The following is a 25,849-nucleotide window of genomic DNA, read 5'->3' as shown; positions in this document are numbered from 1 at the left end:
ACCCGGCCGGACGGGTGCGGGACCACGTCTGTCACCGCACCCGGTGGTTGGCGAGCGGCACCAGGCTGACCGGGCCCAGCTCGCTGTCCGCCAGCGCGATCACCGCGAGGGCAAGGGTGTTCCTGCCCTGTGTACGCAGCACGCCCGAGGGCAGGACGAACTCGCGTTGCGGGCCGAGGTCGGCCGTGAACTGACCCATCTGCCAGCCGTTCACGTACATCAGCACGCGGTAGGTGCCCGTGCCGTCGAACCGCAGCGCGACCGGGACGTCCTGGTCACGCGGCAGGTCGAGGCCGAACTCCGTGCGGTACCAGGTGACCCCGGGTGCCAGCGTCTCCGGCGCCGGTCGCCAGTCACCTGACTGGTGACCCGGCAGGTGCCAGCCAGCCCGTTCGCCCCGCAGTCCGCCGTTGTTGAGCGGGCCGCGGACGGGGTCCGGTTCGTTGCCCCGCAACCGCCAGGCCACCGGCGTGTCCGCACCGACGAGCGACGCGCCGACCAGGCCGCGTGGCTGCTTGAACCGGGTGTCGTCGGCGGTCCAGTCGTCGTTGTGGCCCATGTTCCCGACCAGGACCGACAGCACCGCCGGTGTTCCGGGTGCCAGCTTCGGCAGCGTGAACGTGCCAGGTCCGGGGTCCGGGTTGACGGGTGCGTCGGAGTCGGCCTGTGTGCCGCCCTTGGCCCAGCCGAGGTAGGTGTCGTTCAACCACACCTGGTAGACGCCGTTCTTGCCGGTGATCGCGTTCAGCTTCACGGCCGTCTCCTCGCCGGTCGCGGTGAAGTGGCCGCGGTACCAGACGTGCCCGTGGTCGTAGCCGTAGGTGCCCGCTGGCAGCCCGCGATCGGCCACCGTCCAGCCCGAGTCGTCCACGACGGACTCCCGCTGGGTGCGCCAGCCGGACAGGACGGGCAGGTGCACCGGGTCCGGGCCACGCAGCGTGCCGTGAAGCGACCCGCTCGACGTCGTGCGGGTCGGTATCACCGTTGAACCCACCACCAGCCGTCGCGCGGGGGTGAACACCTCCACCTCGGTCCGCGCCGAGGTGTCGGCCCGCAGCGTCACCGTCGAGCCGTGCACCGTCGCGTCGCGGATCAGCGACGGGCTTCGCACCAGCGTGGCGCCGTACTGCCAGAACTCGGCCGCCGTCTCGTTCGTGCCGAGCAGCAACAGCATCGGCGGCCTGCCGCCACCCGTCACCCGCACCCGGGACAGGCCCTCGTGCCGGTAGTCCAGTTTCAGGTCGCCACCGGAGAACGAGGACCGGACCGACCCGGCGAGGACTTTCACCGTGGGACGCGACGAGTAGCGCAGGACGGTCGATCCGTCTGTGCCGGTACGCCCGTACAGCAACGCCACATCGCGGGTGTGGGTCATCAGCTCCGACGACGACCACACGAGCCGCTGCCCGCCCATGTCGTAGCCAGCGACCAGCACCTGCGCGTCCCGCGCGCCGACCGTGACCGGCACGCGGTACCGGCCGTCCGGCGTCGTCCAGTCCAGCGTGGACGAACCGCCGGTCAGCGAGCGGGCGAGCACGAACTGCGTGCCGGTGTCCGGGTTCGCGCGCGCCGCCGTTTCCACCTCGGCGTTCGACGACCCCGGCGCGGTCGAGGAATCCGTGTGCCGCAACGGTTTCACCGCCCGCACGAAATGGCCCTGCCGCTTGAACTCCGCGTACTTGTCCGTCAGCTGCCGCGACTCGGTGATCGCCGCGCCGTAGTCGTAGGACGTGTACACGTCGTTCGGCTGCCCGAGCCAGCCCCAGTTCGTGCCGCCGAACGCCATGTAGTAGCCGAACATGGTGGCACCGCTGGTGATCAGGTTCGACTTGTAGAAGTACCGCATGTACCCGGGGCCGGTCAGCTCGCGGCAGCGGTCGTACCCGGCGCGGTTGAGGTCGATCGCCCCGGCCTGGTACTCGGCCGCGTACACGGGTGCGTTCTCCGACAACCGTTCCGTGGTCCCCGGACCCCATGGACCCCACACGTCCGGTGTCTGGCACTCGAAGGACTGCGGGTAGTCGTCGACCCCGGGGATCTGCACGGCACCCAGTCCGGACGCCCATGTCGGGGTCCATGACGCGTCGCAGCACTGGTTGTGCGTGATCGGCACGTCGATCCCGGCCGCTCGCGCGGTGTCCTGAAGGTCCTGCATGTACCGCGCGTCGGTGTTGGCCGCGTACTCGTTCTCCACGTTGTAGGCGATCACCGATCCGCCCCGGGTGATCTGGTGCCGCGCGAGGATCGGGTTGATGTGCGACAGCCATTCGCGGTACGCCTCGGTGTAGCCGGGGTCGCTCGACCGCGCCCGCCCGTCGACCTGCTTGAGCCACGCGGGAAAGCCGCCGCCGCTGACCTCGGCATTGATGTAGGGCCCCGGCCGCGCGACCACGTACAGGCCAAGCTCCTCGGTGATCCGCAGCAGCCGGTCAACGTCCCGCACACCGCTGAAGTCGTACTCGCCTGGCGCGGGTGAGTGGTAGGCCCAGTTGAAGTACAGGGAGACGCCGTTGAACCCGGCGGCCCGGATCTTCTCCAGGACGTCCCGCCACAGCTCCGGGCTCGGCAGGCGGAAGTAGTGGAACTCGCCGCTCCACAGGAACACCCGCTCCCCGTCCACGGACAGCGAGTACCGGTCGTAGGTCACGGTGTGCGCCGGGGCCGCCGCTGCCACGGGCGTGGCAGCCCCCGTGACCAGCAGCAACACCAGCAGCAGTGCCGTGCGCCTCATGAGATCGTGAACGTGTCGACGCGCAGCTCACCCGTGACCACCAGGTACACGTCGTGCCTGCCGTCCGCGCCGCTCAGCGCGGCGGTGATCGACGTGTAGGTGTACCTGTCGGCGGTGCCAGGAGAAGTGGCCTTCCCGGCGACCCGCCCGGTCGGGCCGTCGAGCCGGACCTCGATCGCGCCGGCGCCCGCGACGCGGGCCGCAAACGTTCGCGCCCGCCGCAGTTCGCTGTCGTGGAAGGAGATCCAGCCGGGTCCGCCGACCGAGTCACCCCGTTCCTTCGACGTGTCCACCAGCGACACACCGGTGTAGTCGTCGAAGTCGACCGCGCGGGTGGTGCGGGACAGGTCGCGCGGCGGGATCGCCTCGCCCTTCACCCGCACGGAACCACGCTGCCGGATGTCCGTCGAGGACGCGCCGACCAGCACGTCGTACGTGCCGCCCTCGACGACCCAGCGGCCGCGGGTGACATCCCAGTGTGCGAGGTCGTTCACCGGCACGGAGAACCGGACCGTCTTCGTCTGCCCCGGGTTCAGGCGCACCCGTTGGAACGCCCGCAAGGTCAGGGTCGGTTGCGGGTCACGTGACTCGCGCTGGTGCGTGTAGAGCTGGACTACTTCATCGCCCGCCCGGTCGGACGTGTTGGTGACCGGCACGCTCACCTTCAGCGGTGACTCGATCGCAAGTCGCCCGTACCGGAACGTGCTGTAGGACAGGCCGTGCCCGAACGGATAGAGCGGCGTGCCGTCGAAGTACTGGTAGGTGCGGCGGGCCTTGATGATGTCGTACTCGAGGATGTCGGGCAGGTCGGCGTCGGAGGCGTACCACGTCTGCGTGAGCCGCCCGGCCGGGTTGACGTCGCCGAACAGGACGTCCGCGATCGCGTGCCCGGTCTCCTGCCCCGCGTGCGTGGTCCACAGGATCGCCGGGACGTTGGCCTGCTCCCACGTGAGCGTGGTCGGGTAGCTGTTCTCCACCACCACGACCGTGTTCGGGTTCGCCGCGTGCACCGCCCTGATCAGCGCGGACTGGCCTTCCGCGAGTGCGGTCGTGGTGCGGTCGTGGTCCTCGCGGCCGTTGATGAACGGCATGCTGCCGACCACCACGACCGCCGCGTCGGCACCCCTTGCCGCCGCGACCGCGTCGTCGATGCCGCTGTGCACCGTCTCTTTGATGAACTGAGTCGCACCCGCCGCGTCCGGGGAGCCAAGGACAACCCGGCCGTCCTCGGCGATGGTCAGGTAGTTGTTCGGGCCCTCCCAGTCGTTCACGGTCTCGAAGCCGACGTACCTGACGACGATCGTGCCCTCACCCGTGTCCTCGAAGGTGAACTGCTGATGCACGAACCAGTCGCGTGGCTGCGGCGCCCGGTTCACGAACGCGCTGGTCTGGCCGAAGTCGGCCCGCTCGACGTACTTGCCGTTCGCGACGCTGCGCAGCGTCAGCACGCCCTGGCCCCAGTCGAACGCGTCGAACTGACGCTCGGTCCCGGCCGCGATGCCGGACGTGACCAGCTCCGCACCGTCCGCGCCCGCCCCCGCTGTGACATAGCGGCCGTCGGTGGTGCGCAGGGCGATCCGGTCCACCGCCTCGCTGCCGGTGACGCCGACCCGTTCCGCGATGCCCGCGCGTGGCGTGACCTCGTAGGGCAGCTTGCCGGAGTACCAGTCGGTGTACAGGGTGTCCATGAGCGGCCCGACCACGGCGACCGTGCCCGTGGCCCGGAGCGGCAGGGCACCGTCGTTCTTGAGCAGCACCACGGCCTTCCCCGCGGTCTCCCTGGCCAGCCGCCGGTGGGCCGGGCTGTCCACCACGTCCATGGTGATGCCGGCGTGCGGGCCGCCGCCCGGGTCGAACTCGCCGAGCCGGCACCGGACCGTGAGGATGTGCCGCACCGCGGTGTCCACATCGGACTCGGCGAGCAGGCCATGTGCCAGCGCGGCGTTGATCGCGTCGACCGTGGGCTTCGCGTTCGTGTTGTCGACGGTGAAGCTGTCCAGCCCGGCCTTCAGCGTGGCCGCGTCCGCTTCCGCCAGCGTCGCGAAGTAGGCCTGCGAGCCGATGAGGTTGTTGGGGTTGCCCGCGTCGGTGACGTTCATCAGCACCTGGTCGGTCCAGGTTCGCACCACGTCGTCGAAGTCCGGGCTCACCGTCATCGGCCGCCCGTTGGCCAGGTTGTACGCGGCCATCACGCCGGTCGCCGCGTCGGCCGCGATCGCGGGCTTGAACGCGGCCTCGTCGTACTCGTGCTTGACTCTGGGCCGCAGGTTCGACGACGTCCGGTCGCGGCGGATCTCGTTGTTGTTGGCCAGGTAGTGCTTCAGCGTCGGCGCGGTCTTGAGGTGGCGGGGATCGTCACCGGCCAAGCCACCCGCGTACGCCGTGGAGATCACGCCGGTCAGGTACGGGTCCTCCGAGTAGCCCTCCTCGTTGCGGCCCCACCTCGGGTCGCGCAGCAGGTTCACCACGGGCGCCCACGCGTTCAGGCCCCACACGACCGGGTTGTCCGAGTGGTACCCGCGGATCTCGTCACCGACCACCGAGCCGACCCGCTTGATCAGCGCGGGATCCCAGGTCGAGGCGAGCCCGACGGCCTGCGGGAACACGGTGGCGACCGCGGTGCGCACCGCGCCGGGTTCTGGGGTGGACGTGATGTCGGTGGACCACGCGATGCCGTGCAGCGCCTCGGTGCCGGTCTTGAACATCGCCAGGCCGAGGCGGGGGATGGCGGGCTGGTATTGGTGCAGCAACGAGACCTTCTCCGGCAGTGTCAGCCGGGCGAGGAGGTCGTCGACGCGGGAGCGCAGGGGGACGCGGGGGTTGCGGAACGGGTAGCCGGTGCTCGCGGTCGCCTGGACCGGGGCCACGACCGCGGCGGTCACCGCACCGGCGACAGCCAGGAACGTACGTCTTCTCATGACCACTCCATTGGGTTCAGAGGCGGACGGAGAGCGAGGAACCTTCTTCTGCGTCAACGGGTTCGGCACCCGCGACGTGCACGCGCCAGCGGTCGGGCGGCTGATCGGCGGACACCTCGACGGTGTCGCCGTGCCGCGTGGTGGTGAAGGTGGCCGCGACGTCGCCCGTGACCGTGGGGACGACCGTCGTCACGGACGCGCCGTCGGCGAGGCCGTACACCCGCAGGGTGACGCCGTCGGCGTAGTCGTAGTCAGGGCGGTCGTCGACCGCGCCGACCGGGAGCACCGCACCGGGCCGGACCAGCAGCGGCACGCTGCCGACGCCGTGCGTCTCCCGTACCCACCGTGGCCCGGTGACGGTCTCGCCGGTCAGGTAGTGCGTCCACTCGCCGTCGGGAACGTAGTACTCGACGACCCCGTCCTCCCGGAACACGGGCGCCACCAACAGGTCCGGGCCGAGCATGTACTGACGGTCGAGATGGGTGCATGCCGGGTCGTCGGGGAACTCCACGACCATCGCCCGCATCATCGGCACACCCTCCAGGTGCGCGGTGCGTGCCGCCTGGTACAGGTACGGCATCAGCGTCGCCTTGAGCTTCGTGAAGAGCCGCAACACGTCCACGGCCTCCTCGTCGAAGGCCCACGGCACACGGTAGGAGTAGTTGGCGTGCAGGCGGCTGTGTGACGACAGCAGCCCGAACGCGATCCACCGCTTGAACAGCCACGCCTCCGGGGTGCCCTCGAAGCCGCCGATGTCGTGGCTCCAGTAGCCGAACCCCGACATGGTCAGCGACAACCCGCCCCGCAGCGACTCCGCCATCGACTGCGGCGTCGACAGGTTGTCCCCGCCCCAGTGCACCGGGAACTGCTGGGTGCCCACGGTCGCAGACCGGGCGAACACGACAGCGTCCCGCTCGCCCCGCCGCTTGCGCAGCAGGTCGAACACGGTCTTGTTGTAGAGGTAGGTGTAGTAGTTGTGCATGTCGTCCGGGTCGGACCCGTCGAAGTACACGACGTCGGTGGGGATCCGCTCGCCGAAGTCGGACTTGAAGCAGTCGACCCCCATGTCCAGCAGGGCGTCCAGCTTCGACGCGTACCACTCGCGGGCCTCCGGGTTGCTGAAGTCCACGATCGCCTGGCCCGGCTGCCACAGGTCCCACTGCCACACGTCGCCGCCGGGCCGCTTCAGGAAGTAGCCGCGTGCCCTGCCCTCCTCGAACAACGCGGACCGTTGCGCGACATAGGGATTGATCCACACGCACACCTTCAGGCCGCGTGCCTTCAGCCGGGACAGCATGCCGCGCGGGTCGGGGAAGGTCTTCGGGTCCCACTCGAAGTCGCACCACGACAGCTCCCGCATCCAGAAGCAGTCGAAGTGGAACACCGACAGCGGCAGGTCCCGTTCCGCCATGCCCTCGATGAAGGAGGTCACGGTGGCCTCGTCGTAGTCGGTGTTGAACGAGGTCGACAGCCACAACCCGAACGACCACGCCGGCGGCAGCGCTGGCCTGCCGGTCAGCGCGGTGTACCTCGCGAGGATCTCCTTCGGGGTGGGCCCGTGGATCACGAAGTACTGCATGGACTGCGCCTCGATGCTGAACTGCACCTTCGACACGTCCTCGGAACCCACCTCGAACGACACCAGCCCGGGGTGGTTGACGAACACGCCGTAGCCCGCGTTGGTGAGGAAGAACGGCACGTTCTTGTACGCCTGCTCGCTGCTGGTGCCGCCGTCGGCGTTCCAGATGTCCACGACCTGGCCGTTCTTGGCCAGCGGCCCGAACCGCTCGCCCATCCCGTACACCTGGTCGCCGACGCCGAGGTTCAGCCGCTCCCGCACGTGGTGGGAGTCCGGTGTGGACATCAGGCCCAGGTCATTCTCTCCGCTGGAGGTGAGCACCCGCCCGTCCGCAACGAACTCGAGCCGCCACGGGTTCCTGGTCACCCGTACCGACAACGTCCCCGAGGTCAGCGTGGCGTCATCCACGTCGACCGTCGCCGCCGGGCCGGCGGGGAACAGCTCGAACCGGGGTGATTTCGTGGTGCTGCCCGCGTGATGGGTGACGCGCACCCCGATCACGCCGGGCATCGGGGAGGTGAGGTCGACGGTCAGCACCGCGCCGCTCTGGAGATCGCGCCTGCTGTGCACCGGGTAGGTGGATGCGAGGATTCGCAGCCCCTCCGCGGTCTCCGCGACGTCGAGCACCTCGACCGGGTAGGCGGGCGTGACACCCTCGCGCATCAGCCAGTGCCCGTCCGAAAACTTCATGCCGCCGCCCCCTCGCAGGCTCCGTGACGGCACCGTGCTCGGCGCTCTGCTTGACGGTTCGCTCCGCAAGCTCCGCTCACGGCTCCGCATGCTCCGCTCATTTGACCGCTCCCACCGCGATGCCCCGTGTCAGTGTCCGTTGGAAGATCAGGAAGAACACCACCGCCGGGATGATCCCCAGCAGTGCCGACGCGCTCTGCGCGGTGGCGTCCATGAGCCGCTGTCCCTGCAGCACACCGAGTGCGACCGGGACCGTCTGGTTGTCGTTGGAGACCAGCATGATCATCGGAAGGAAGAACTCGTTCCACGTCCAGATGAAGAAGAACACCAGCAGCACCGACAGCGTCGGCCAACTGATCGGCACCACCACCCGCCACAGCACCTGCCAGCGGTTCGCGCCGTCGATCCGCGCCGCCTCGACGATCTCGCGCGGGAACGTCGACAGCACCGAGGACAGCAGGTAGGTGCCGAACGCGGCCTGGATCGCGGTGAAGATGATGATCACCGCGAGCTTCGTGTCGTAGAGGTCGGCCTCCTTCGCGAGGAAGTACAGGGGGTAGACCAGCACCTCCTGCGGCATCAGGTTCGCCAGCAGGAAGATCGCGACGATCCACAGCCGGCCCTTGATCCGGCCGATGCCGAGCGCGTACGCGGCGAGGATCGACACCACCACCGCCGCCACCGCGACCGAACCGGCGATCACCGTGCTGTTGAACAGCTTCGTGCCGAAGTCGACGCGGACCCAGAAGTCCACGATGCCCCTGAAGTACAGCGCGTCCGGCAGCGACAGCGGGCCGCCCGCGGTGTAGTCCCGCGGCGACTTGAAGGCGTTCAGCAGCACCAGCAGGAACGGGAACAACGTCACCACGGCGAGCACGACCAGCACACCCACCACGAGCCTTCTCATCCCTCCTCCCGGTTCTGCGCGCGCAGGAACAGGAGGGCGAGTACGCCGATGATCGCGGTCAGGACCGTCGCGATCGCGGCGCCGTAGCCGACGTTCGCCTTCTCGAAGAAGTTCTGGAACGAGAAGTACGCCGGCGTGTTCGTCGAGCCACCCGGACCGCCCCGGGTGAGCACGAAGATCTTGTCGAACGACTTGAGCGCGGCGATCGTGCAGGTCAGCATCACGACGAAGATCTCATGGCGGATCTGCGGCACGGTCACCGACCACAGCCGCTGCCACCAGTTCGCCCCGTCGAGCGCCGCGGCCTCGTAGAGCTGCGGGTCGACGCGCTGCAACCCGGCCATGAAGATCACCAGCGGGTAGCCGATCTGGATCCACACGAGCACGGCCATGACCGACAGCAGCGCGGTCTTCTCGTCGCCGAGCCAGTTCTGCGTCCACGAGTCAAGGCCGAGGAGGCGGAGCAGCTCGTTCACGGAACCGTGTTCGGGATGCAGGATCCAGCTCCACACCACGCCCGCCACGACCGCGGGCAGCACCTGGGGCAGGTAGAACGCGGCCCGCAACGTCGTGGTGGTGCGCGGGTTGCGCTTCGAAACGACGTCGAACAGCGCGGTGGCGAGCAGCAGCCCGAGGAACGTCGGGACGACCGCCATGGCGAGGATCAGCGCCGCGTTGTTGCGGAAGGAGATCCAGAACGTCTCGTCGGTGAACAGCTTCTCGTACTGGTCGAACCCGACCCAGTCCGGCTCGCCGACACCCTGCCACTTGGTGAAGCTGATGCCGATGTTCATCACCAGCGGCACCGCGATCACCGCGATGAACAGCAACGCCCCCGGCACGAGGTAGGGCAGGTACCCGCGCCCCTCACGCCGTCGCCCGGTGCCGTGAGGGGTCCCTTCGCGAAGGGGCCCCTCACGGCGTTTCTCAGCCACCGACATTGGCCAGGTTTTCCTCGTACGGACCGGCCAGCTCGTCCAGCACCTCGTCAGGGGACGCGCTGCCGTTGATCAGCTTCTGCGTCGCGGACACCAGGACGTCGTAGTAGCCGGGTGCCGGCCAGTCCGGGTAGTAGGCGAGCCCGTCGCGGTCCACCAGCGTCTGGTAGTCCTCGATGAGGTGCTTGCTCTTCTCGTCGGTGATCGCCGCCGGGTCGGCCGCCACCGGGATGCCGCCGGAGTTGCCGAGCAGCTCCTGGTTCGCCTTCTTCATGGTGATGTCGATGAAGTCGTAGGCCAGGTCCTTGTTCTTCGAACCCTCCGGCACGACCCAGATGTTGCCGCTGGAGCCGAGTGCGAGGTCACTGCCGGGGAACAGCGCGGTGTCCCAGTCGAACTTCACCGTCGACTGGACGCGGCCGTACCACCATGACCCGGACATCATGATCGGGAACTCGCCGCCCATGAACGAGACGCCCATGCTCTCCGCGTCGATGCCCGCCGAGTCCTTGCCGACGTAGCCCTTCTTCACCCAGTCGGCGAAGGTCTCCGCGCCGTAGGTCCATGCCTCGTCATGGAAGTCGACCTCGCCCTTGTACTGCTGGAGGTTGTCCACCCATTCGGTGTCCGCCTTGGACAGTGCGAGCTGGTAGAGCAGCTGCTGCGCGGGGTATTCCTTGCCACCCAAGGACAACGGCGTCACCCCGGCGGCCACGAACTTGTCCATCGCCGCGACCAGGTCGTCGAAGGTCTCCGGCACCGCGACGCCGTGCCGCGCGAACAGGTCCTTGTTGTAGTACACCATCGTGTACTCGGCGTAGTTCGGGACGCCGAACCACTTGTCGCCGCCCATCACGCCGCGCTCGTCGTACTTGCACGTGGTCTGCAGGCTGTCGGACAGCAGCTTGTCCCAGCCGCGTTCGGTGACCTCGGAGGAGAGGTCGGTCAGCAGCCCCTGCTTGGACAGCAGGCCCGCGGTCGCGTTGCCCTTGTTGTACTCCATGAGATCCGGCGCCTCGTCGGAGTTCAGCACCATCTGGGCGTTCTTCTGGATCTGCTCGAAGCCCTTCTCCTCGAACTTCACCGTCACGCCGGGGTGGGTGTCCTCGAACTCCTTGATCGCGGCATCCCATGCCTTGCCCATCGCGCTGTCCGGGCCCTCGTAGTGCCACAGGCGCAGCTCGTTCGGGTTGCCGCCCGCGTCGTCGCCGCACCCGGCGAGCAAGGGCGCGGCCAGCGCGAGTACCGCGAGCAAGGCCTTTCCTGGTTTGAACATCGTTGTTCCTCCGGCGGGGGTCGGTGGTCGCGCCACGATCGTCGAATCGCTTCGACGATCGGCGTGCCGGGACAGGGTGGGGAGTGGGGGACTACTGGGGCGGGGTGGTGCTGGCTCGGACGGTGAGGTGCGGGGAGAGCAGTGTCGCGCCGGGTGCCTTCCGGCCGTTGAGCTTGGCCATCAGCAGCCCGACCGCCTGGCGGCCGACCTCCTCGGCGGGGATGGCCACGGAGGTCAGCGCGGGCAATGTGTACTCGGCGAGCTCGTCGGGGCAGATCGCCACCACCGACAGGTCGTCCGGCACCGACCGGCCCGCCTCGCGGAACGCGGCGAGCAGCGGTGCGACGACGGGTTCGTTGTGGACGACGACGGCGGTGAGATCGGGATGTTCGGACAGCAGCTCGGCGGCGACCTTCTGGGCGCCCGCCTGTGTGGCCTCGCACGCGTGCACGCTGGCGGCGATGCCGTGCCGCGCCGCCGCCTCGGTGAACCCGTTCGTGGTGCGGGAGGCGAACCCGGTCTCCCGCTCGTACACCTCCGGCGGCGACCCGACCAGGGCGACCCTGCGGTGGCCCAGCTCGGCGAGGTGGTCCACGCACGCCGCGCCCGCCGCGGTGAAGTCCAGGTCGATGCAGGTCAGGCCATCGGTGTCGGCGGGGAAGCCGATCAGCACGGCGGGGCGGTCCAGGTCCTTCAGCACCGGGATCCTGCTGTCGCGCAGCTCGACGTCCATGACGATGATCGCGTCGACCATCGAGGCGCCCGCCACGCGCCGCAGGCCCGCCTCGCCCTCGTTCTGGGTCAGCAGCAGGACGTCGTGGTCGTGCTCGCGGGCCGCGAGGACGACCGAGGTCGCGAACTGCATGATCACCGGCACGTGGATGCCGGTGCGCAGCGGCACGACCAGCGCGACGACGTTGCTGCGGTTGGACGCGAGTGCCCTGGCGCCGGCATGCGGCTGGTAGCCGAGGGTCTTGATGCTGGCGAGCACCCGTGCGCGGGTCTCCTGGGTGATGGACCGCTTCCCGGACAGCACGTACGACACCGTGCTGGGGGCGACCCCCGCGTGCCGCGCGACGTCCTCGATCTTGGCCACAATGCCTCACCCGGCAGTGTCGATGCTGCTGTCGAATCGCTTCGACGATAAATGCTAGGTAGCGGTCCGTCCGCTGGCAATGGCTCAGGCTTGCTGAAAGTCGATGCAAGGTCTTACATGTCAGCATGACTCAGGAGTGGTGGCGAGACGCCGTCATCTATCAGGTGTACGTCCGCAGCTTCGCCGACGCGGACGGGGACGGCGTCGGCGACCTGCCCGGGGTGCGCTCGCGGTTACCGTACCTGGCGGAACTGGGGGTCGACGCCGTCTGGCTGACGCCGTTCTACGCCTCGCCGATGGCCGACGGTGGCTACGACGTCGCCGACTACCGCGAGGTGGACCCGCTGTTCGGCACCCTCGCCGACGCGAGGGCACTCGTCGCGGACGCGCACGCCCTTGGCCTGCGGGTGATCGTCGACGTGGTCCCGAACCACACCAGCGACCGGCACGAGTGGTTCCAGGCCGGGCTCAAGGACCGCTACATCTTCCGGGAGGGGCTTGGCGACGCGCCGCCAAACGACTGGGAGTCGATCTTCGGCGGCCCCGCCTGGACCAGGACCGCCGACGGCGACTGGTACCTGCACCTGTTCGCGCCCGAGCAGCCGGACCTGAACTGGGACCACGCGGCGGTCCGCGCGGAGTTCCTCGACATCCTGCGGTTCTGGCTGGACCTCGGCGTCGACGGGTTCCGCGTCGACGTGGCGCACGGCATGGTGAAGGCCGAGGGGCTGCCGGACGTCGGCCACGCCGGCCAGAGCGCACTGCTCGGCTCGGCGCCGCTCCCGTACTTCGACCAGGACGGCGTGCACGACATCTACCGCGAGTGGCGCACGGTCCTCGACTCCTACCCCGGCGACCGGATGGCGGTGGCCGAGGCGTGGGCCCCGAGTCCCGAGCGGACCGCCCGGTACGTTCGTGCCGACGAGTTGCACCAGGCGTTCAACTTCCACTTCCTGCAGACCGACTGGGCAGCGGGCCCCATGCGTGCCGTGATCGACGCGTCGCTCGCGACGGAGGCGCCCGCGACGTGGGTGCTGTCCAACCACGACGTCGTGCGGCACGTGACGCGCTACGGCGGCGGCGAGGTCGGCAGGCGCCGGGCACGGGCGGCGGCCCTGCTGATGCTGGCGCTGCCGGGTTCCGCGTACGTCTACCAGGGCGAGGAGCTGGGGCTCCCCGAGGTACAGGACCTGCCGGACGAGGTGCTGGCCGACCCGATGTGGGAGCGGTCCGGGCACACCGACCGCGGCCGCGACGGCTGCCGCGTGCCGATCCCGTGGACGAGCACCGGCCCGTCGCTGGGGTTCGGTCCCGGCAGGCCGTGGCTGCCGCAGCCGGAGTCGTGGGCCAAGCTCGCGGTGGCCGAGCAGGAGACGTCCCCGGAGTCGATGCTGTCGCTGTACCGCGCGGCCCTGCGGGCCCGCAGGAGGCTGGCGTTCGGCTCGTTCGAGTGGGTGGCGGCACCCGAGGACGTGCTGCACTTCCGCCGAGGCGGTTTCCACTGCCTGGCCAACCTGAGCGAGTCGGTGGTGCGGCTGCCGGACCCGGGTCCGGTTCTGCTGGCGTCGTCGTACTACGGCCTCGACGGGGAGATCATGCTTCCCCCGGACACCGTGTTGTGGTGGGAGGAATGAGGTGGCTCGCCTAGAGTCGTCAGGTGTGACCGCCCGCCTCAGTGACATCGCCACCCAGGCTGGTGTCAGTGAGGCGACGGTCAGCCGGGTGCTGAACGGCAAGGCAGGCGTGTCCTCGGCGACGCGGCAGGCCGTGGTCGCCGCCATGGACGTCCTCGGCTACGAACGCCCACCCAAGCTGCGGGAACGCAGCGCGGGGCTGATCGGGCTGATCACACCGGAGCTGTCGAACCCGATCTTCCCTGCGCTGGCGCAGGTGATCGAGCAGGTGCTGACGTCCCGCGGGTACACGCCGGTGCTGTGCACGCAGACGCCAGGAGGGTCGACCGAGGACCAGCTGACCGAACTGCTCGTCGAACGCGGCGTCACCGGGATCATCTTCGTGTCCGGCCTGCACGCCGACTCGACGGCCGACATGGACCGGTACGTGAAGCTCGAGGGCCGGGGCGTCCCGTTCGTGATGATCAACGGCTACACGGAGAAGGTGTCCGCGCCGTTCGTGTCGACCGACGACCGCGCGGCGATGCGGCTGGCCGTGTCGCACCTGGTGGAACTGGGCCACGAACGGATCGGCCTGGCGATCGGGCCGAGACGGTTCGTGCCGGTGCTGCGCAAGATCGAGGGGTTCGTGCAGCACATGCGCACCGCGCTGCCCTACACCGCGGAGGAGGCAGAGGCCTTCGTGCAGCACTCACTGTTCACTGTGGAGGGTGGGCAGGCCGCTGCCGCCGCCCTGCTGGACAAGGACTGCACGGCGATCGTGTGCGGCAGCGACCTGATGGCGTTCGGCGCGATCCGCGCCGCGCGGCAACGGGGGCTGTCGGTGCCATCGGACGTGTCGGTGGTGGGGTTCGACGACTCACCGCTGATCGTGTTCGCCGACCCGCCGCTGACCACGTTGCGCCAGCCGGTCGAGGCGATGGGCCAGGCCGCGGTCAACGCACTGCTCGAGGAGATCGGCGGGACACCGGCACCACACGCGGAGTTCGTGTTCCTACCGGAACTGGTCGTTCGCGGCTCCACGGCGGCCAGGGTCCGCGGCTGATCAGCAACAGACTTCGACCGTCAGGTGCTCGCAGGACGCCACCTGGCGCGAACGCCGCCGGATCGCGGCGGATTCGCGCCAGGTGGGCCACGTCTGTCACCGGCGGAAGGTGCCGCCGTCGATGGTCACCACCCCGGTGCCGCCGGTGCGGTAGGTCCGGTTCGCACCCGTCTCCCAGATCACCGGCTGCCCGTCCTGCTTGATCACGAACTTGTACTCGAGGTCCGTGTTCGGCGGGAGCGTGCCAGAGCCGTGCCAGCGCGGGTACGTCGACGAGTTCGTGGTCAGCGGCACCGCGTTCGCCGGGTTCCACGAACCCAGCTGCGGGAGGTTGCCCACCACGAACACGTTCTGCCCGAACGCCGTCTCGGCCTGGACCGTGTACGACACGCTCACCTGGTCCGGGTTCTGCGTGCCGCCGCCGGTGTGGAACGCGACCGCCGACTTCGCGGGCACGGTCACCGCCGCCTGCCCGCCGGACACCGTCACCTGGTTCGCGCACGCGGTGATCACGTTGCAGTACGAGCCATCCGGCAGGCCCGTGGTGAACGTGCCCGTGTACGCGCCGCCGCTGTTGTTGATCGCCACGAACCCGGCCGAGCCGCGGCCGAAGCCGATCACGTTCGACGTCGGCGACTGCCAGTTCGCGACCGAGGCGCCGCCGACCGCGTTGTGGAACGCCACCATGCCGGTCACCGCCTGGTTGCGGTTCAGGCAGTGCCATCCGCTCGCGCAGTTGGTGTCCGTGACGAAGCCACCCGAGTTCGGCGGCGCCGCCTCGGAGTTGGAGAACTCGAAGCCCGCGTACACCGTCGGCGTCGTGTGCTTGTACGCCAGCTGGAACACGTTCGCGAGCACCGCGGCCGCGCCGTCCTTGTACGTCAGGTGCCTGCCTGCGCGCTCGGTGTCGTGGTTGGTCACGAACGACACCGAGTTGGCCGCCGGCAACAGGCCGTTCCCGAACGACGACAGCGACGCGATGTCGCCCTGGAACGCGGACTTCAGCTTGTCGCCGAAGGTGAAGTCGAGCACGTCGCCGCTGCCGAAGTAGTCACCGGGCGACGGTGGCTCGCCGGGGAACACCTCGTGGAACACGTACGGGCGCGTGCCGGAGGTCGTGTTGTTCAGCCGTGCCACCACATCGGCCAGTTCCGAGGCGGGGATGTGCTTCGCCGCGTCGACGCGGAAGCCGTCGACGCCCAGCGCCAGCTGGGAGTTCAGGTAGCCGGCGAGCTTGCCGCGCACCCCGGCGTCGCTCGTGTCGAGGTCCGGCAGGTCGAGCAGCTCGCAGTGCTGCACCTCCCACACATCGCCCCAGTTGGCGATGTCGTGGTCGCAGACATCCACGTTGTACTCGCCACGGTCGTACATCGGCGGGTCGTACTTGTCGCCGAGCACCGTGCCGTCGTAGCCGGTGCCGGTCTGCGCGGCCGTGTGGTTGACGACCGCGTCCGTGTAGACCTTGATGCCCGCCGCGTGGCAGGTGCTGATCATCGACGCGAACTCGGCCTGGGTGCCGAACCGGCTGTTCAGCTTGTAGGAGATGGGCTGGTAGACGTCCCACCACACGCCGCTCGGGTGCTTGAGCGACTCGGCGGGAGGGGCGACCCACACCGCGCCGTACCCGGCGGGGTCGAGATTGTTGGTGCACTCCGCGGCCACGGAGTCCCAGTTCCATGACCACAGGTTCGCGATCACGTCACCATTGGGGACTCCGGTGTCCGCCACCGCCGTCTGGGCCGTGGAAGTGGCGAGGCCGGTCGCGCACAGGACCGCAACGGCCGACAAAGCGGCCGAGCGCAGGAGCGGTCGTCGTTCCATTTTCGGGTCTCCTCGTCGAGCCGGTCATGGACCCGGCGAGCGGGCGGTTCACCGCTCTCACCCGCTCGCCGGGAGACATTGCGCAAACTGCTGAAAGTTCTTGCAGAGTAGACCGGCAGGCCGCCGCCTGTAAACAGACTCATGGCGGTATCGGGCGTCGAGGATGCGTGCGTGGCCGACCGCCTGCCGACGCGCGTTCGCGATGGCAGGCGGTCGCGGGTCAGCGGGTCAGTACCTCGGCGATCGTGTCGACGCCGTGGTCAAGGTCCTCCTGCGAGATCATCAGTGGCGGCGCCACCCGCAGCGTCGTGTCGTGCGTTTCCTTGCACAGCACGCCGCGGGCCATCAGCTCCTCGCTCGCCTCCCGCGCGGTGCGGCCGCCGGGCGCGATCTCGATGCCCGCCCACAGGCCCCGCCCCCGCACGTCGGCGACGCCGTGGCCGATCAGCTCGGACAGCCGCGCGTGCAGGTGGGTGCCCAGTGTCACCGACCGGGACAGGAAGTCGTCGTCGCGCAGCAGCCGGATCACGGCCCGGCCGACCGCGCACGCGAGCGGGTTGCCGCCGAAGGTCGATCCGTGCTCGCCGGGACGGAGGACACCCAGCACGTCGCGCCTGCCGACCACCGCCGACACCGGAAGGAGCCCGCCGCCGAGGGCCTTGCCCAGCGTGTACAGGTCGGCGGTGACGCCTTCGTGCTCGCACGCGAACAGCGTCCCGGTCCGGCCGAGGCCGGACTGGATCTCGTCGGCGATGAGCAGCACGTTGTTGTCGGTGCACAGCTGGCGCACCTCACGCAGGAAGCCCGACGGGGGCATCAGCACCCCGGCCTCGCCCTGCACCGGCTCGATCAGCACCGCAGCCGTGCGCGGGGTGATGGCCGCCTCGAGCGCCTGCGCGTCGCCGTACTTGACGACCACGAACCCCGGCGTGAACGGGCCGAAGTCGTTGCGAGCGGTGTCGTCGGTGGAGAAGGAGACGATCGTGGTGGTGCGGCCGTGGAAGTTCGACCCGGCGACGATGATCTCCGCCGCGCCGTCCGGCACGCCCTTGACCTGGTAGGCCCACTTGCGGGCGACCTTCAGCGCCGACTCGACGGCCTCCGCGCCGGAGTTCATCGGCAGCACCAGCTCGGTGCCGGTCAGCTCCGCCAGCTCCTGGCAGAACAGGCCGAGCTGGTCGTGGTGGAAGGCCCGGCTGGTCAGCGTGACCCGGCCGAGCTGCTCGACCGCGGCGGCCACCAGGCCGGGATGGCGGTGACCGAAGTTCAACGCCGAGTAACCCGCGAGGAAGTCCAGGTATCTCTTGCCGTGCACGTCGGTGACCCACGCGCCCTCCGCCTCGGCGATCACCACAGGCAGCGGGTGGTAGTTGTGCGTGCTCCACTGTTCGTCGAGCGCGATGAAATCGGCAGCAGTCATCGACATATGAACAGGTTAAGTCGATTCTGCGATTGTTTCATCCGCAGACTGTTGCGTTCAGCGCCGCTTCGTTGCGTGCATGGGTCAAACGTCAGCCGTTCGTTGTGAACGCGGCGCGGTAGGCGTGCGGGCTGGTGCCGACCACGCGGCGGAAGCGTTCGCGGAACGCCGTGGGGGAGCCGAAGCCGACCTCGCCCGCGATCCGGTCGACCGGGTGGGTGGTGTGCTCCAGCAGGTACTGGGCCCGCCGGACCCGCGCCCTGTGCAGCCACTGGAGCGGCGTCGTGCCGGTCTGTTCGCGGAAGCGGCGGTTGAGGGTGCGGGTGCTCATACCGGCGTGCGCCGCGATGGCGGCGAGCGTCAGGTCGCGGCCCGCGTTGGCGTCCAGCCAGGTCAGCACCGGCTCCAGCGCCGCACCCCTCGGCACCGGCGGCTGGTCGTGGACGATGAACTGCGCCTGCCCGCCCTCCCGTTCGAGCGGCATGACCGACAGGCGTGCCGCGTCGGCGGCGACGGCGGAGCCGTGGTCGCGGCGGATCATGTGCAGGCACAGGTCCAGCCCGGCGGCCGCGCCCGCCGACGTCAGGAACTGGCCGTTGTCGACGTAGAGGACGTTCGGGTCGACGTCGATCGCCGGGTGCAGGTCCGCGAGGTCCGTCGCGCCGAGCCAGTGGGTGGTGGCACGCAGGCCGTCGAGCAGGCCGGTCGCGGCGAGCACGAACGCGCCGACGCAGATCGACGCGATGCGGGTGCCCTTCGCCGCCGCGGTCCTGAGCGCGTCGAGGATCTCGGCGGGCACCCGCGCGTCCGGCTCGACACGGCCCGGCACGACGATCGTGTCCGCGCGGCCCAGCGCGTCGAGGCCCCAGTCCGGACTGAGGCTGAACACGTCGGTCCTGACCGTGCCCATGCCGCAGACCAGCACCCGGTAGGCGGGGCTCCCGTCGGGCAGGCGGGCGAACCCGAAGGCCTGCACGGGCGTGGCAAGGTCGAAGGTGATCACGTCGTCGAGCGCGAGCACGGCCACGGTGTGCATGGGTCTCCCGAGTAGTCATGGCGAGAATCCGTTGGTGGTTGTCATTCTTGCCGATTCCCGGCGCGGTCCGCCGTGGCTACCGTCGTTTTCGTGACCAAGGTCCTGCTGTCCCTGCACGTTCTCGCGGCGATCATCGCCGTCGGCCCGGTGACCGTCGCGGCGAGCATGTTCCCGCCTGCCGTACGCCGGGAACAGACGACGAATCTGGTGGTGCTGCACCGGATCTGCCGGGTCTACGCGGCGCTCGGCATCGCGGTCCCGCTGTTCGGGCTCGCCACCGCGAGCGCACTCGGTGTCCTGCGCGACGCGTGGCTGATCACGTCGATCGTGCTGACCGCGGCGGCGGCCGCGGTGCTCGTGTTCCTGGTGCTGCCGGGTCAGGAGAAGCTGCTGGCCGCGACCGACGGCCCGGTCGCGACCCGCACGCGGCTGGCCATGCACACGGGGGTCTTCAACCTGCTGTGGGCGACGGTCACGGTACTGATGATCGTCCGTCCCGGCTCCACGACGGGGGTGTGAGGCGTGTTCCGCTGACCACCTTCACCTGACACGACCGAACTGTCTATCCGCAGGTCAAGATCGTGCTCACGGGCTATGACCAGCGGGAGTCAGGACCCACTCGATACCGCTGACCTAACCTGTCCAGGCCACGTCGTAGTGCGCCGCCAGGCCAGCGAAGTTCCGGCCTCGGCGGCGCGCTGCCCGGCCCACCAACCGACGCATCGTGGTCGTACCGAGCGGCTGCTGCTGCACCCAGGTGTCCGGGCAGACCGGTGGCTTCTCCTGGACCTACCCGTTGCCGGTGCCCTCGGCGCCGGGTGGGCTCAACCCCAACCTCGCACTGTCGTACTCCTCCGGCGCGGTCGACGGGCTGACCAGCGCGACGAACAACCAGGCGTCCTGGATCGGGGACGGCTGGAACCTGTGGCCGGGGTTCGTCGAACGCGGGTACCGCAGCTGTGCTGACGACATCGACGGCACCGGGGAGAAGCCTGCGGACCTGTGCTGGCACAGCGACAACGCCACCCTGTCGCTCAACGGTTCCGGCTCCCAGCTGATCCGCGACGACGACAGCGAACCTGGCAACGAGGTGTGGAAGGCCAAGGACGACGACGGCTCCCGGATCGAGCGGATCACCGCCGCCGGCAACGGCGACGACAACAATGAGGCGTGGAAGATCACGACCGTCGACGGCACCCAGTACTTCTTCGGTACCAGCGTGGCCGCGAAGTCGACCTGGACGGTCCCGGTGTTCGGCGACGACGCCGACGAGCCGTGCCACAAGGCGACGTTCGCCGAGTCGTGGTGCACCCAGGGGTACCGGTGGAACCTCGACAAGGTCGTCGACCGGCACGGCAACATGATCCAGTACTTCTACGCCACTGAGACCAACTCTTACGGCCGCAACAAGAACACCGCCGTCAGCTCCTACACCCGCGGTGGGTGGCTCGACCACATCGACTACGGCATGCACACCGGCAACAGCACCGCTTCCGGCCGGGTCGAGTTCACCGTCGCCGACCGGTGCGTCAAGAACTCCAACTGCGCGTTGCCCGCGAACCAGCCTGACGTCCCGCTGAACCTCAAATGCGACGGCACCACCTGCGCGGACAAGTTCTCGCCGTCGTTCTGGACCACCAAGAAACTCACCACGGTCACCACCAAGTCCCTCGCGGACGGCCAGTACAAGCCGGTGGACAGTTGGGTGTTGAGCCACGAACTGCCCGACCCGGCGACGGGGGAGAAACCGGCGCTGTGGCTGAAGAGCATCAAACACACCGGCCACACCGGCCCGACCGCCGCACCGACGATCACGCTGCCCGAGGTCAGTTTCGACGGGGTCCGCAAGGAGAACCGGGTCCACGGCGTCGACGGGTACGCCCCGCTCGTGCGGTTCCGCATGAACGCGATCGTGTCCGAGACCGGTGGCATCACCTCCATCCGCTACGCCGAACCGGACTGCGTGTTCGGCACCCGGATGCCGGAGCACGCGCACACCAACACCCTGCGGTGCTTCCCGTCGAAGTGGACACCGCCGTTCGCGCCGGAACGCACCGACTACTTCCACAAGTACGTGGTCGAGGCCGTGTCCACACACGACGGGGTGGCGGGCACGCTGGCCGACGAGACGAGCTACGAGTACCTCGGTGACGCAGCCTGGCACTGGGACACCTCCGAGTTCGTCAAAGAGGACAAGAAGACGTGGAACGAGTTCCGCGGCTACTCCCGTGTCCGCGTCCGGCACGGCACCACCGACGACGGCCCGCGCACGATGTCCGAGCAACGCTTCTACCGCGGCATGTACGGCGACAAGCAACCGTCCGGCACCCGGACCGACAAAGTCACCGACAGCGAGGGCGTTGAGCGCGACGACTTCGAATGGCTGCAGGGGTTCTCGTTCGAGACTGCCATGTTCGAACGCGAGGCCGCGTCCAACGCGACTGATCCGCGGCGCATCAGCAAGACGATCACCCACCCGGTCTGGCATGGCCCGACCGCGACCCGGGGCAGCCTGAACGCTTACATCGTCCGCGCCAAGACCGAACGGGAGTACACCGCGGTCGGCGCCAGCGGCGAGCGGGTGACCCAGACCGACACCACCTACGACGACAGGTGGGGCCTGCCGACGTCCACCAGTGACCTCGGTGACACCAGCACCGACACCGACGACCTGTGCACGACCACCACCTACCGGCCCAACGAGACCCGCTGGCTCATCGACTTCCCGTCCCGCGTGGAAACCGTCTCCGTCCGCTGCGGGCAGGCGCCGGTGTTCCCACAGGACGCGATCAGCGACACCCTCACCTACTACGACGGCCAGACCGAGGAGCTCCCGCCGTCTCTGGACGGCAACGCGACCGAGGTCCGCGTCGCCTCCGACCGTCCCGCCACCGGCCCGGTATACGTGCTGACCGCGAAGTCCACCTACGACGCTCGCGGCCGCGTCCTGACCGCGACCGACGCGCTTGGCAACACCACCACGACCACCTACACCCCAGCGGTGGCCGGGCCGGTCACCCAGGTCGCCACCACCACCCCCGGCCCGACCGACGGCACCGCGGGGTTCACCACCACGACCGCCTATGAGAAGTGGCGTGGCCAGCCGACGAAGATCGTCGACGAGAACGACAGCGTGACCGAGGTCGCCTACGACGCGCTCGGCCGCTCCACCGAGGTGTGGCAGCCCAACCGGCCACGCGCGCAGAACGCCAACGGTAACTACAAGTTCGCCTACCTGATACGCAAGAACGGGCCCATCGTCGTCACCACCAGAAAACTGGGCCCGAGCGGCAACTCCTACATCACGTCCAACGAGGTCTACGACGGCCAGCTCCGGCCACGGCAGCTGCAAACGCAGGCGCCGGGCGGTGGCCGGTTGCTGACCGACACCCGTTACGACTCGCAGGGCCGGGTGTCCAAGACCTCACGTCCGTACTACAACACTGCCGCCGTGGACACCGAGCTGTGGTTCCCGACCGACAACGTCGTGCCGAACATGACCGAGTACGTCTACGACACTGCCGGCCGCCCCACGGTGCAGAAGTTCCTCAGCAACGGCAACGAGAAGTGGCGCTCCACCACCGCCTACGGCGGTGACCGCGTCACCGTCACCCCACCTGAGGGCGGCACTCCGGTCACCACGATCACCGACGCCCGCGGCCGCAAGACCGAACTGCACGAGCACGGCCCGGGCGGCGCGGACATCATCCGCTACCAGTACACCCCCGCCGGGCAGCTGTCGAAGGTCACCGACCCCACCGGGAACGAGTGGACCTACACCTACGACCTGCGCGGCCGCAAGATCGCCGAAACCGACCCGGACCGCGGCGACTCCAGCTACACCTACGACGACGCCGGGCAGCTGGTGTCCAGCACCGACGCCCGCGACACCACGCTGGTCTACGAGTACGACAACCTCGGCCGCAAAACCGTCCTGCACCGCGACTCGGTCACCGGCCCACGGCTGGCCGACTGGACCTACGACACCGTCCCGTACAGCAAGGGCCTCCCCGCCGCCACCACCCGCTACATCGGCGCCAGCGCCTACACCACCCGCGTCCTGAGCTACACCGCCGAGTACCAGCCGGTCCAGACCGAGATCGAGATCCCGGCCAGTGAAGGACCGGAACTGGACGGCAAGTACACCAGCACGCTCCAGTACAAGGCGGACGGATCACTCGCGTCCGAGACTTATCCCGCCGCCGGCGCACTGCCCGCCGAAGGCGTCGGCCACTCCTACAGCGACCTCGGACTGCCATTGCGCACCTGGGGTGGGTTCGGCGGCAACACCTACGAATATGTCCTCAACACCGACTACACCCGCTACGGCGAACCCCAGACGATCACGCTCGGGCAGGACACCAAACGAGCGTGGCTGTCCTACTACTACCAGGCCGACACCCGCCGACTGGACCGCACCGTCGTCGACGCCGAAGTCCCCAACCCGATGCAGGCCGACTACCACTACACCTACGACGACATCGGCAACATCACCTCCGTCGCCGACACCCCCGCCGGCCAGCCCAGCGACATCCAGTGCTACCGCTACGACCACCTGCGCCGCCTGACCGAAGCCTGGACCACCGCCACCGGGTGGGACTCCGCGGACGGTTGTACCGGCGACCCGGCCACCAACGCACTCGGCGGCCCCGCCCCGTACTGGCAGTCCTACGGCTACGACAAGTCCGGCAACCGCGTCCAGCAAACCGACCACGACACCGCAGGTGACACCACCAGCGCCTACATCTACCAGGGCCACCGCCTCGACAGCGCCACCACCACGACCGGCGGCGTCACCACCCTCGACGAGTACGACTACGACTCGACCGGCAATACCACCAGCCGCGTCCTCGCAGGCGAGGACCAGACCCTCGAATGGGACGCCGAAGGCCACCTCGCGAAGGTCACCGAGGACGGCAAGGAAACCACCTACGTCTACACCGCCGACGGCGCCCGCCTCATCCGCCGCGATCCCCAGGCGGTGACCCTCTACCTGGGTAACCAGGAGATCCGGCTCGACCGCAACACCCACACCACTACCGGCACCCGGTACTACAACCACGGCGGGAAGAACATCGCCACCCGCACCGAGGCCAGCCTGAACTGGGTCGCCACCGACCACAACGGCACCGGCGAGGTGTCGATCAACAACAACACCCAGCAGGTCAACCGCCGCCGCCATCTGCCCTTCGGCGAACCCCGCGGCCAAGCACCGTTGAGCTGGCCGAGTGACCTCGGGTTCGTCGGCGGCACGATGGACGCCACTGGCCTTACCCACCTCGGTGCCCGCGAGTACGACCCCACGCTGGGCAGGTTCGTCTCGGTCGACCCGGTCCTGGACCTCACCGACGCCCAGCAGATGAACGGCTACACCTACAGCAACAACAGTCCGGTCACCTTCTCCGACCCCACCGGCTTGTTCAGCTGGGAAGGCGACAGTGCCCCGCGTTTCGACACCGGAACCTGCCAGCACATGAAGTGCGACAAACCGAAGGTCCCGCCGGCGGTCAACGAACCGTCGGACGCGTACACGCAGATGCACTACAACAGCCCGGTGTTCGGCAAGAGCCTGAGTAACGCGGCTCTGGACGCGTTGAAGGCTCGTGGTTACACGGGGTCGGCGCTGTTCACGCGACGGGAAGCGCTGTTGTTCGCCACGCAAAGCGCGGAAGCCGCGGCGGCTGTGTGTCAGGCGTTCGCGGATGGGGGTGGTACCGCGCCGTCCGCGTGCAAGTACGACGTGTGGAACTGGGAAGGGGTGCTGACCGGTCTCAAAGCGGTCGCCGAGTTCGCCTACCAGCTCACGCCCATCCCTGACGCCATCGGTTGCGCCGGCGGTGATGGTGAGGCGTGTGCCTGGCTGGCCGCGGGAGCCATACCAGGCGGGCGGGTCATCCGGGCCGCCGACAACATGGCTGATGCCGCCAACGCGGCACGCAAAGCTCAACGCGCCTGCGGGCCCAACAGCTTCATCCCCGGCACCAAAGTCCTGATGGCCGACGGCACCACCAAACCAATCGAAGACATCAACGTCGGCGACCAGGTCCTGGCCACCGACCCCATCAGCGGAAAAACCGCCGCCAAGACCGTGGTCGGCACCATCACAACACAAGGTCAGAAAGACCTTGTGAAGCTGACCGTCGACACCGACGGCGCCACCGGAGACAACACCGGCACCATCACCGCCACCGCAGCCCACCCCATCTGGGGCCCCGAGAAGGGGCAGTGGCTCGCGGCCTCGGCCATACAAGCAGGGGAGCGCCTGCTTGACGCCAGAGGAACGACAGTCGATGTTACGACCGTAAGCGTGTACAACCGACACCAGCGGGTTCACAACCTCACGATCGCTGGCGTCCACACGTACTATGTGCTCGCAGGCGAGACGCCCGTGCTGGTTCACAATTCGAGTCCAATTTGCGGAGCAGATGCTCTGGAGAATGGCGACTGGCAGCATATCAAGGACCGTCACCGGCCGGGTGGGGAGTTAATCGACGAGGCTTCAGGCATCTTCGTCGGTAAGGAGAAGAAAGTTCGTCAGAGGATTGTTGACACTATCAACCGCGGCACGCCAAGGGCGAACACGCCAGATCCAGTCACCGGCGCTCCGCGACCCGGTCAGGTGTACGAATGGGACTTCGGGACTGTGGTCGGCAAGGGTGGTTCAGCACAGGGAGGTGGCGACTTGACCAGTATCCGCGTGGTCGTGAATGACGGTAAAGTAGTGACTGCCTTTCCGTTCTGATCAGACTGAGTGAGGA

The 25,849-nt window shown here is 68.7% G+C and carries 14 protein-coding genes; 4 read left to right on the top strand and 10 right to left on the bottom strand.

Going from position 1 to position 25,849, the window contains the following annotated elements; translation table 11 throughout:
• Positions 1-31: 31 nt before the first annotated feature.
• From WBA97_RS35410 to WBA97_RS35380, 7 genes are all read right to left on the bottom strand, one after another.
• The gene (locus tag WBA97_RS35410; protein ID WP_424235371.1) at positions 32-2,731 is read right to left on the bottom strand and encodes a beta-galactosidase; all 2,700 of its coding nucleotides are present in this window, start codon (positions 2,729-2,731) and stop codon (positions 32-34) included.
• The gene (locus tag WBA97_RS35405; RefSeq protein WP_424235370.1) at positions 2,728-5,649 is read right to left on the bottom strand and encodes a glycoside hydrolase family 3 C-terminal domain-containing protein; all 2,922 of its coding nucleotides are present in this window, start codon (positions 5,647-5,649) and stop codon (positions 2,728-2,730) included. Before WBA97_RS35405 ends, WBA97_RS35410 begins: the two co-directional genes overlap by 4 nt.
• Positions 5,650-5,665: 16 nt before the next feature.
• The gene (yicI, locus tag WBA97_RS35400) at positions 5,666-7,918 is read right to left on the bottom strand and encodes an alpha-xylosidase (protein ID WP_424235369.1); all 2,253 of its coding nucleotides are present in this window, start codon (positions 7,916-7,918) and stop codon (positions 5,666-5,668) included.
• A gap of 97 nt (positions 7,919-8,015) precedes the next feature.
• Positions 8,016-8,825, bottom strand: coding sequence for a carbohydrate ABC transporter permease (locus WBA97_RS35395; RefSeq protein WP_424235368.1), 810 nt, complete (start codon positions 8,823-8,825; stop codon positions 8,016-8,018).
• Complete coding sequence (locus WBA97_RS35390) at positions 8,822-9,766, bottom strand: carbohydrate ABC transporter permease (RefSeq protein WP_424235367.1); 945 nt, start codon at positions 9,764-9,766, stop codon at positions 8,822-8,824. The genes WBA97_RS35395 and WBA97_RS35390 overlap by 4 nt, the downstream gene beginning before the upstream one ends.
• Complete coding sequence (locus tag WBA97_RS35385) at positions 9,753-11,039, bottom strand: extracellular solute-binding protein (RefSeq protein ID WP_424235366.1); 1,287 nt, start codon at positions 11,037-11,039, stop codon at positions 9,753-9,755. The genes WBA97_RS35390 and WBA97_RS35385 overlap by 14 nt, the downstream gene beginning before the upstream one ends.
• Before the next feature lie 91 nt (positions 11,040-11,130).
• Positions 11,131-12,135, bottom strand: a complete 1,005-nt coding sequence (locus WBA97_RS35380) for a LacI family DNA-binding transcriptional regulator (protein ID WP_424235365.1) — start codon at positions 12,133-12,135, stop codon at positions 11,131-11,133.
• Positions 12,136-12,260: 125 nt separating this feature from the next.
• On the opposite strand from WBA97_RS35380, the gene WBA97_RS35375 reads away from it, so the two are divergent.
• Both WBA97_RS35375 and WBA97_RS35370 read left to right on the top strand, forming a co-directional pair.
• The gene (locus tag WBA97_RS35375) at positions 12,261-13,769 is read left to right on the top strand and encodes a glycoside hydrolase family 13 protein (protein WP_424235364.1); all 1,509 of its coding nucleotides are present in this window, start codon (positions 12,261-12,263) and stop codon (positions 13,767-13,769) included.
• A gap of 25 nt (positions 13,770-13,794) precedes the next feature.
• Entirely contained in the window at positions 13,795-14,814 is a 1,020-nt protein-coding gene (locus WBA97_RS35370; protein WP_424235363.1) for a LacI family DNA-binding transcriptional regulator, read from the top strand.
• Between the two features lie 96 nt (positions 14,815-14,910).
• Here the strand turns inward: WBA97_RS35370 and WBA97_RS35365 are convergent, their stop codons facing one another.
• The 3 genes from WBA97_RS35365 to WBA97_RS35355 all read right to left on the bottom strand — a co-directional run bounded on the left by WBA97_RS35365 (position 14,911) and on the right by WBA97_RS35355 (position 19,091).
• A complete protein-coding gene (locus tag WBA97_RS35365; RefSeq protein ID WP_424235362.1) occupies positions 14,911-16,635 on the bottom strand; it encodes a carbohydrate-binding module family 20 domain-containing protein in 1,725 nt (574 codons plus the stop codon).
• 220 nt (positions 16,636-16,855) lie between these two features.
• The gene (gene rocD, locus WBA97_RS35360; protein WP_424235361.1) at positions 16,856-18,055 is read right to left on the bottom strand and encodes an ornithine--oxo-acid transaminase; all 1,200 of its coding nucleotides are present in this window, start codon (positions 18,053-18,055) and stop codon (positions 16,856-16,858) included.
• 91 nt (positions 18,056-18,146) lie between these two features.
• Positions 18,147-19,091, bottom strand: a complete 945-nt coding sequence (locus WBA97_RS35355; protein ID WP_424235360.1) for a GlxA family transcriptional regulator — start codon at positions 19,089-19,091, stop codon at positions 18,147-18,149.
• Between the two features lie 90 nt (positions 19,092-19,181).
• On the opposite strand from WBA97_RS35355, the gene WBA97_RS35350 reads away from it, so the two are divergent.
• Both WBA97_RS35350 and WBA97_RS35345 read left to right on the top strand, forming a co-directional pair.
• Positions 19,182-19,610 (top strand): hypothetical protein, encoded by a 429-nt coding sequence (locus tag WBA97_RS35350; protein WP_424235359.1) that lies wholly within the window; start codon positions 19,182-19,184, stop codon positions 19,608-19,610.
• A 205-nt stretch (positions 19,611-19,815) separates the two neighbouring features.
• Positions 19,816-25,833, top strand: coding sequence for a polymorphic toxin-type HINT domain-containing protein (locus tag WBA97_RS35345; protein ID WP_424235358.1), 6,018 nt, complete (start codon positions 19,816-19,818; stop codon positions 25,831-25,833).
• Positions 25,834-25,849: the final 16 nt, after the last annotated feature.

The sequence above is a fragment of the Actinophytocola sp. genome (assembly GCF_049647105.1).
Lineage (GTDB): Bacteria > Actinomycetota > Actinomycetes > Mycobacteriales > Pseudonocardiaceae > Actinophytocola.
The sequence above is the reverse complement of the archived record's forward strand: the minus strand, read 5'-3'. Positions and strand labels throughout refer to the sequence as shown.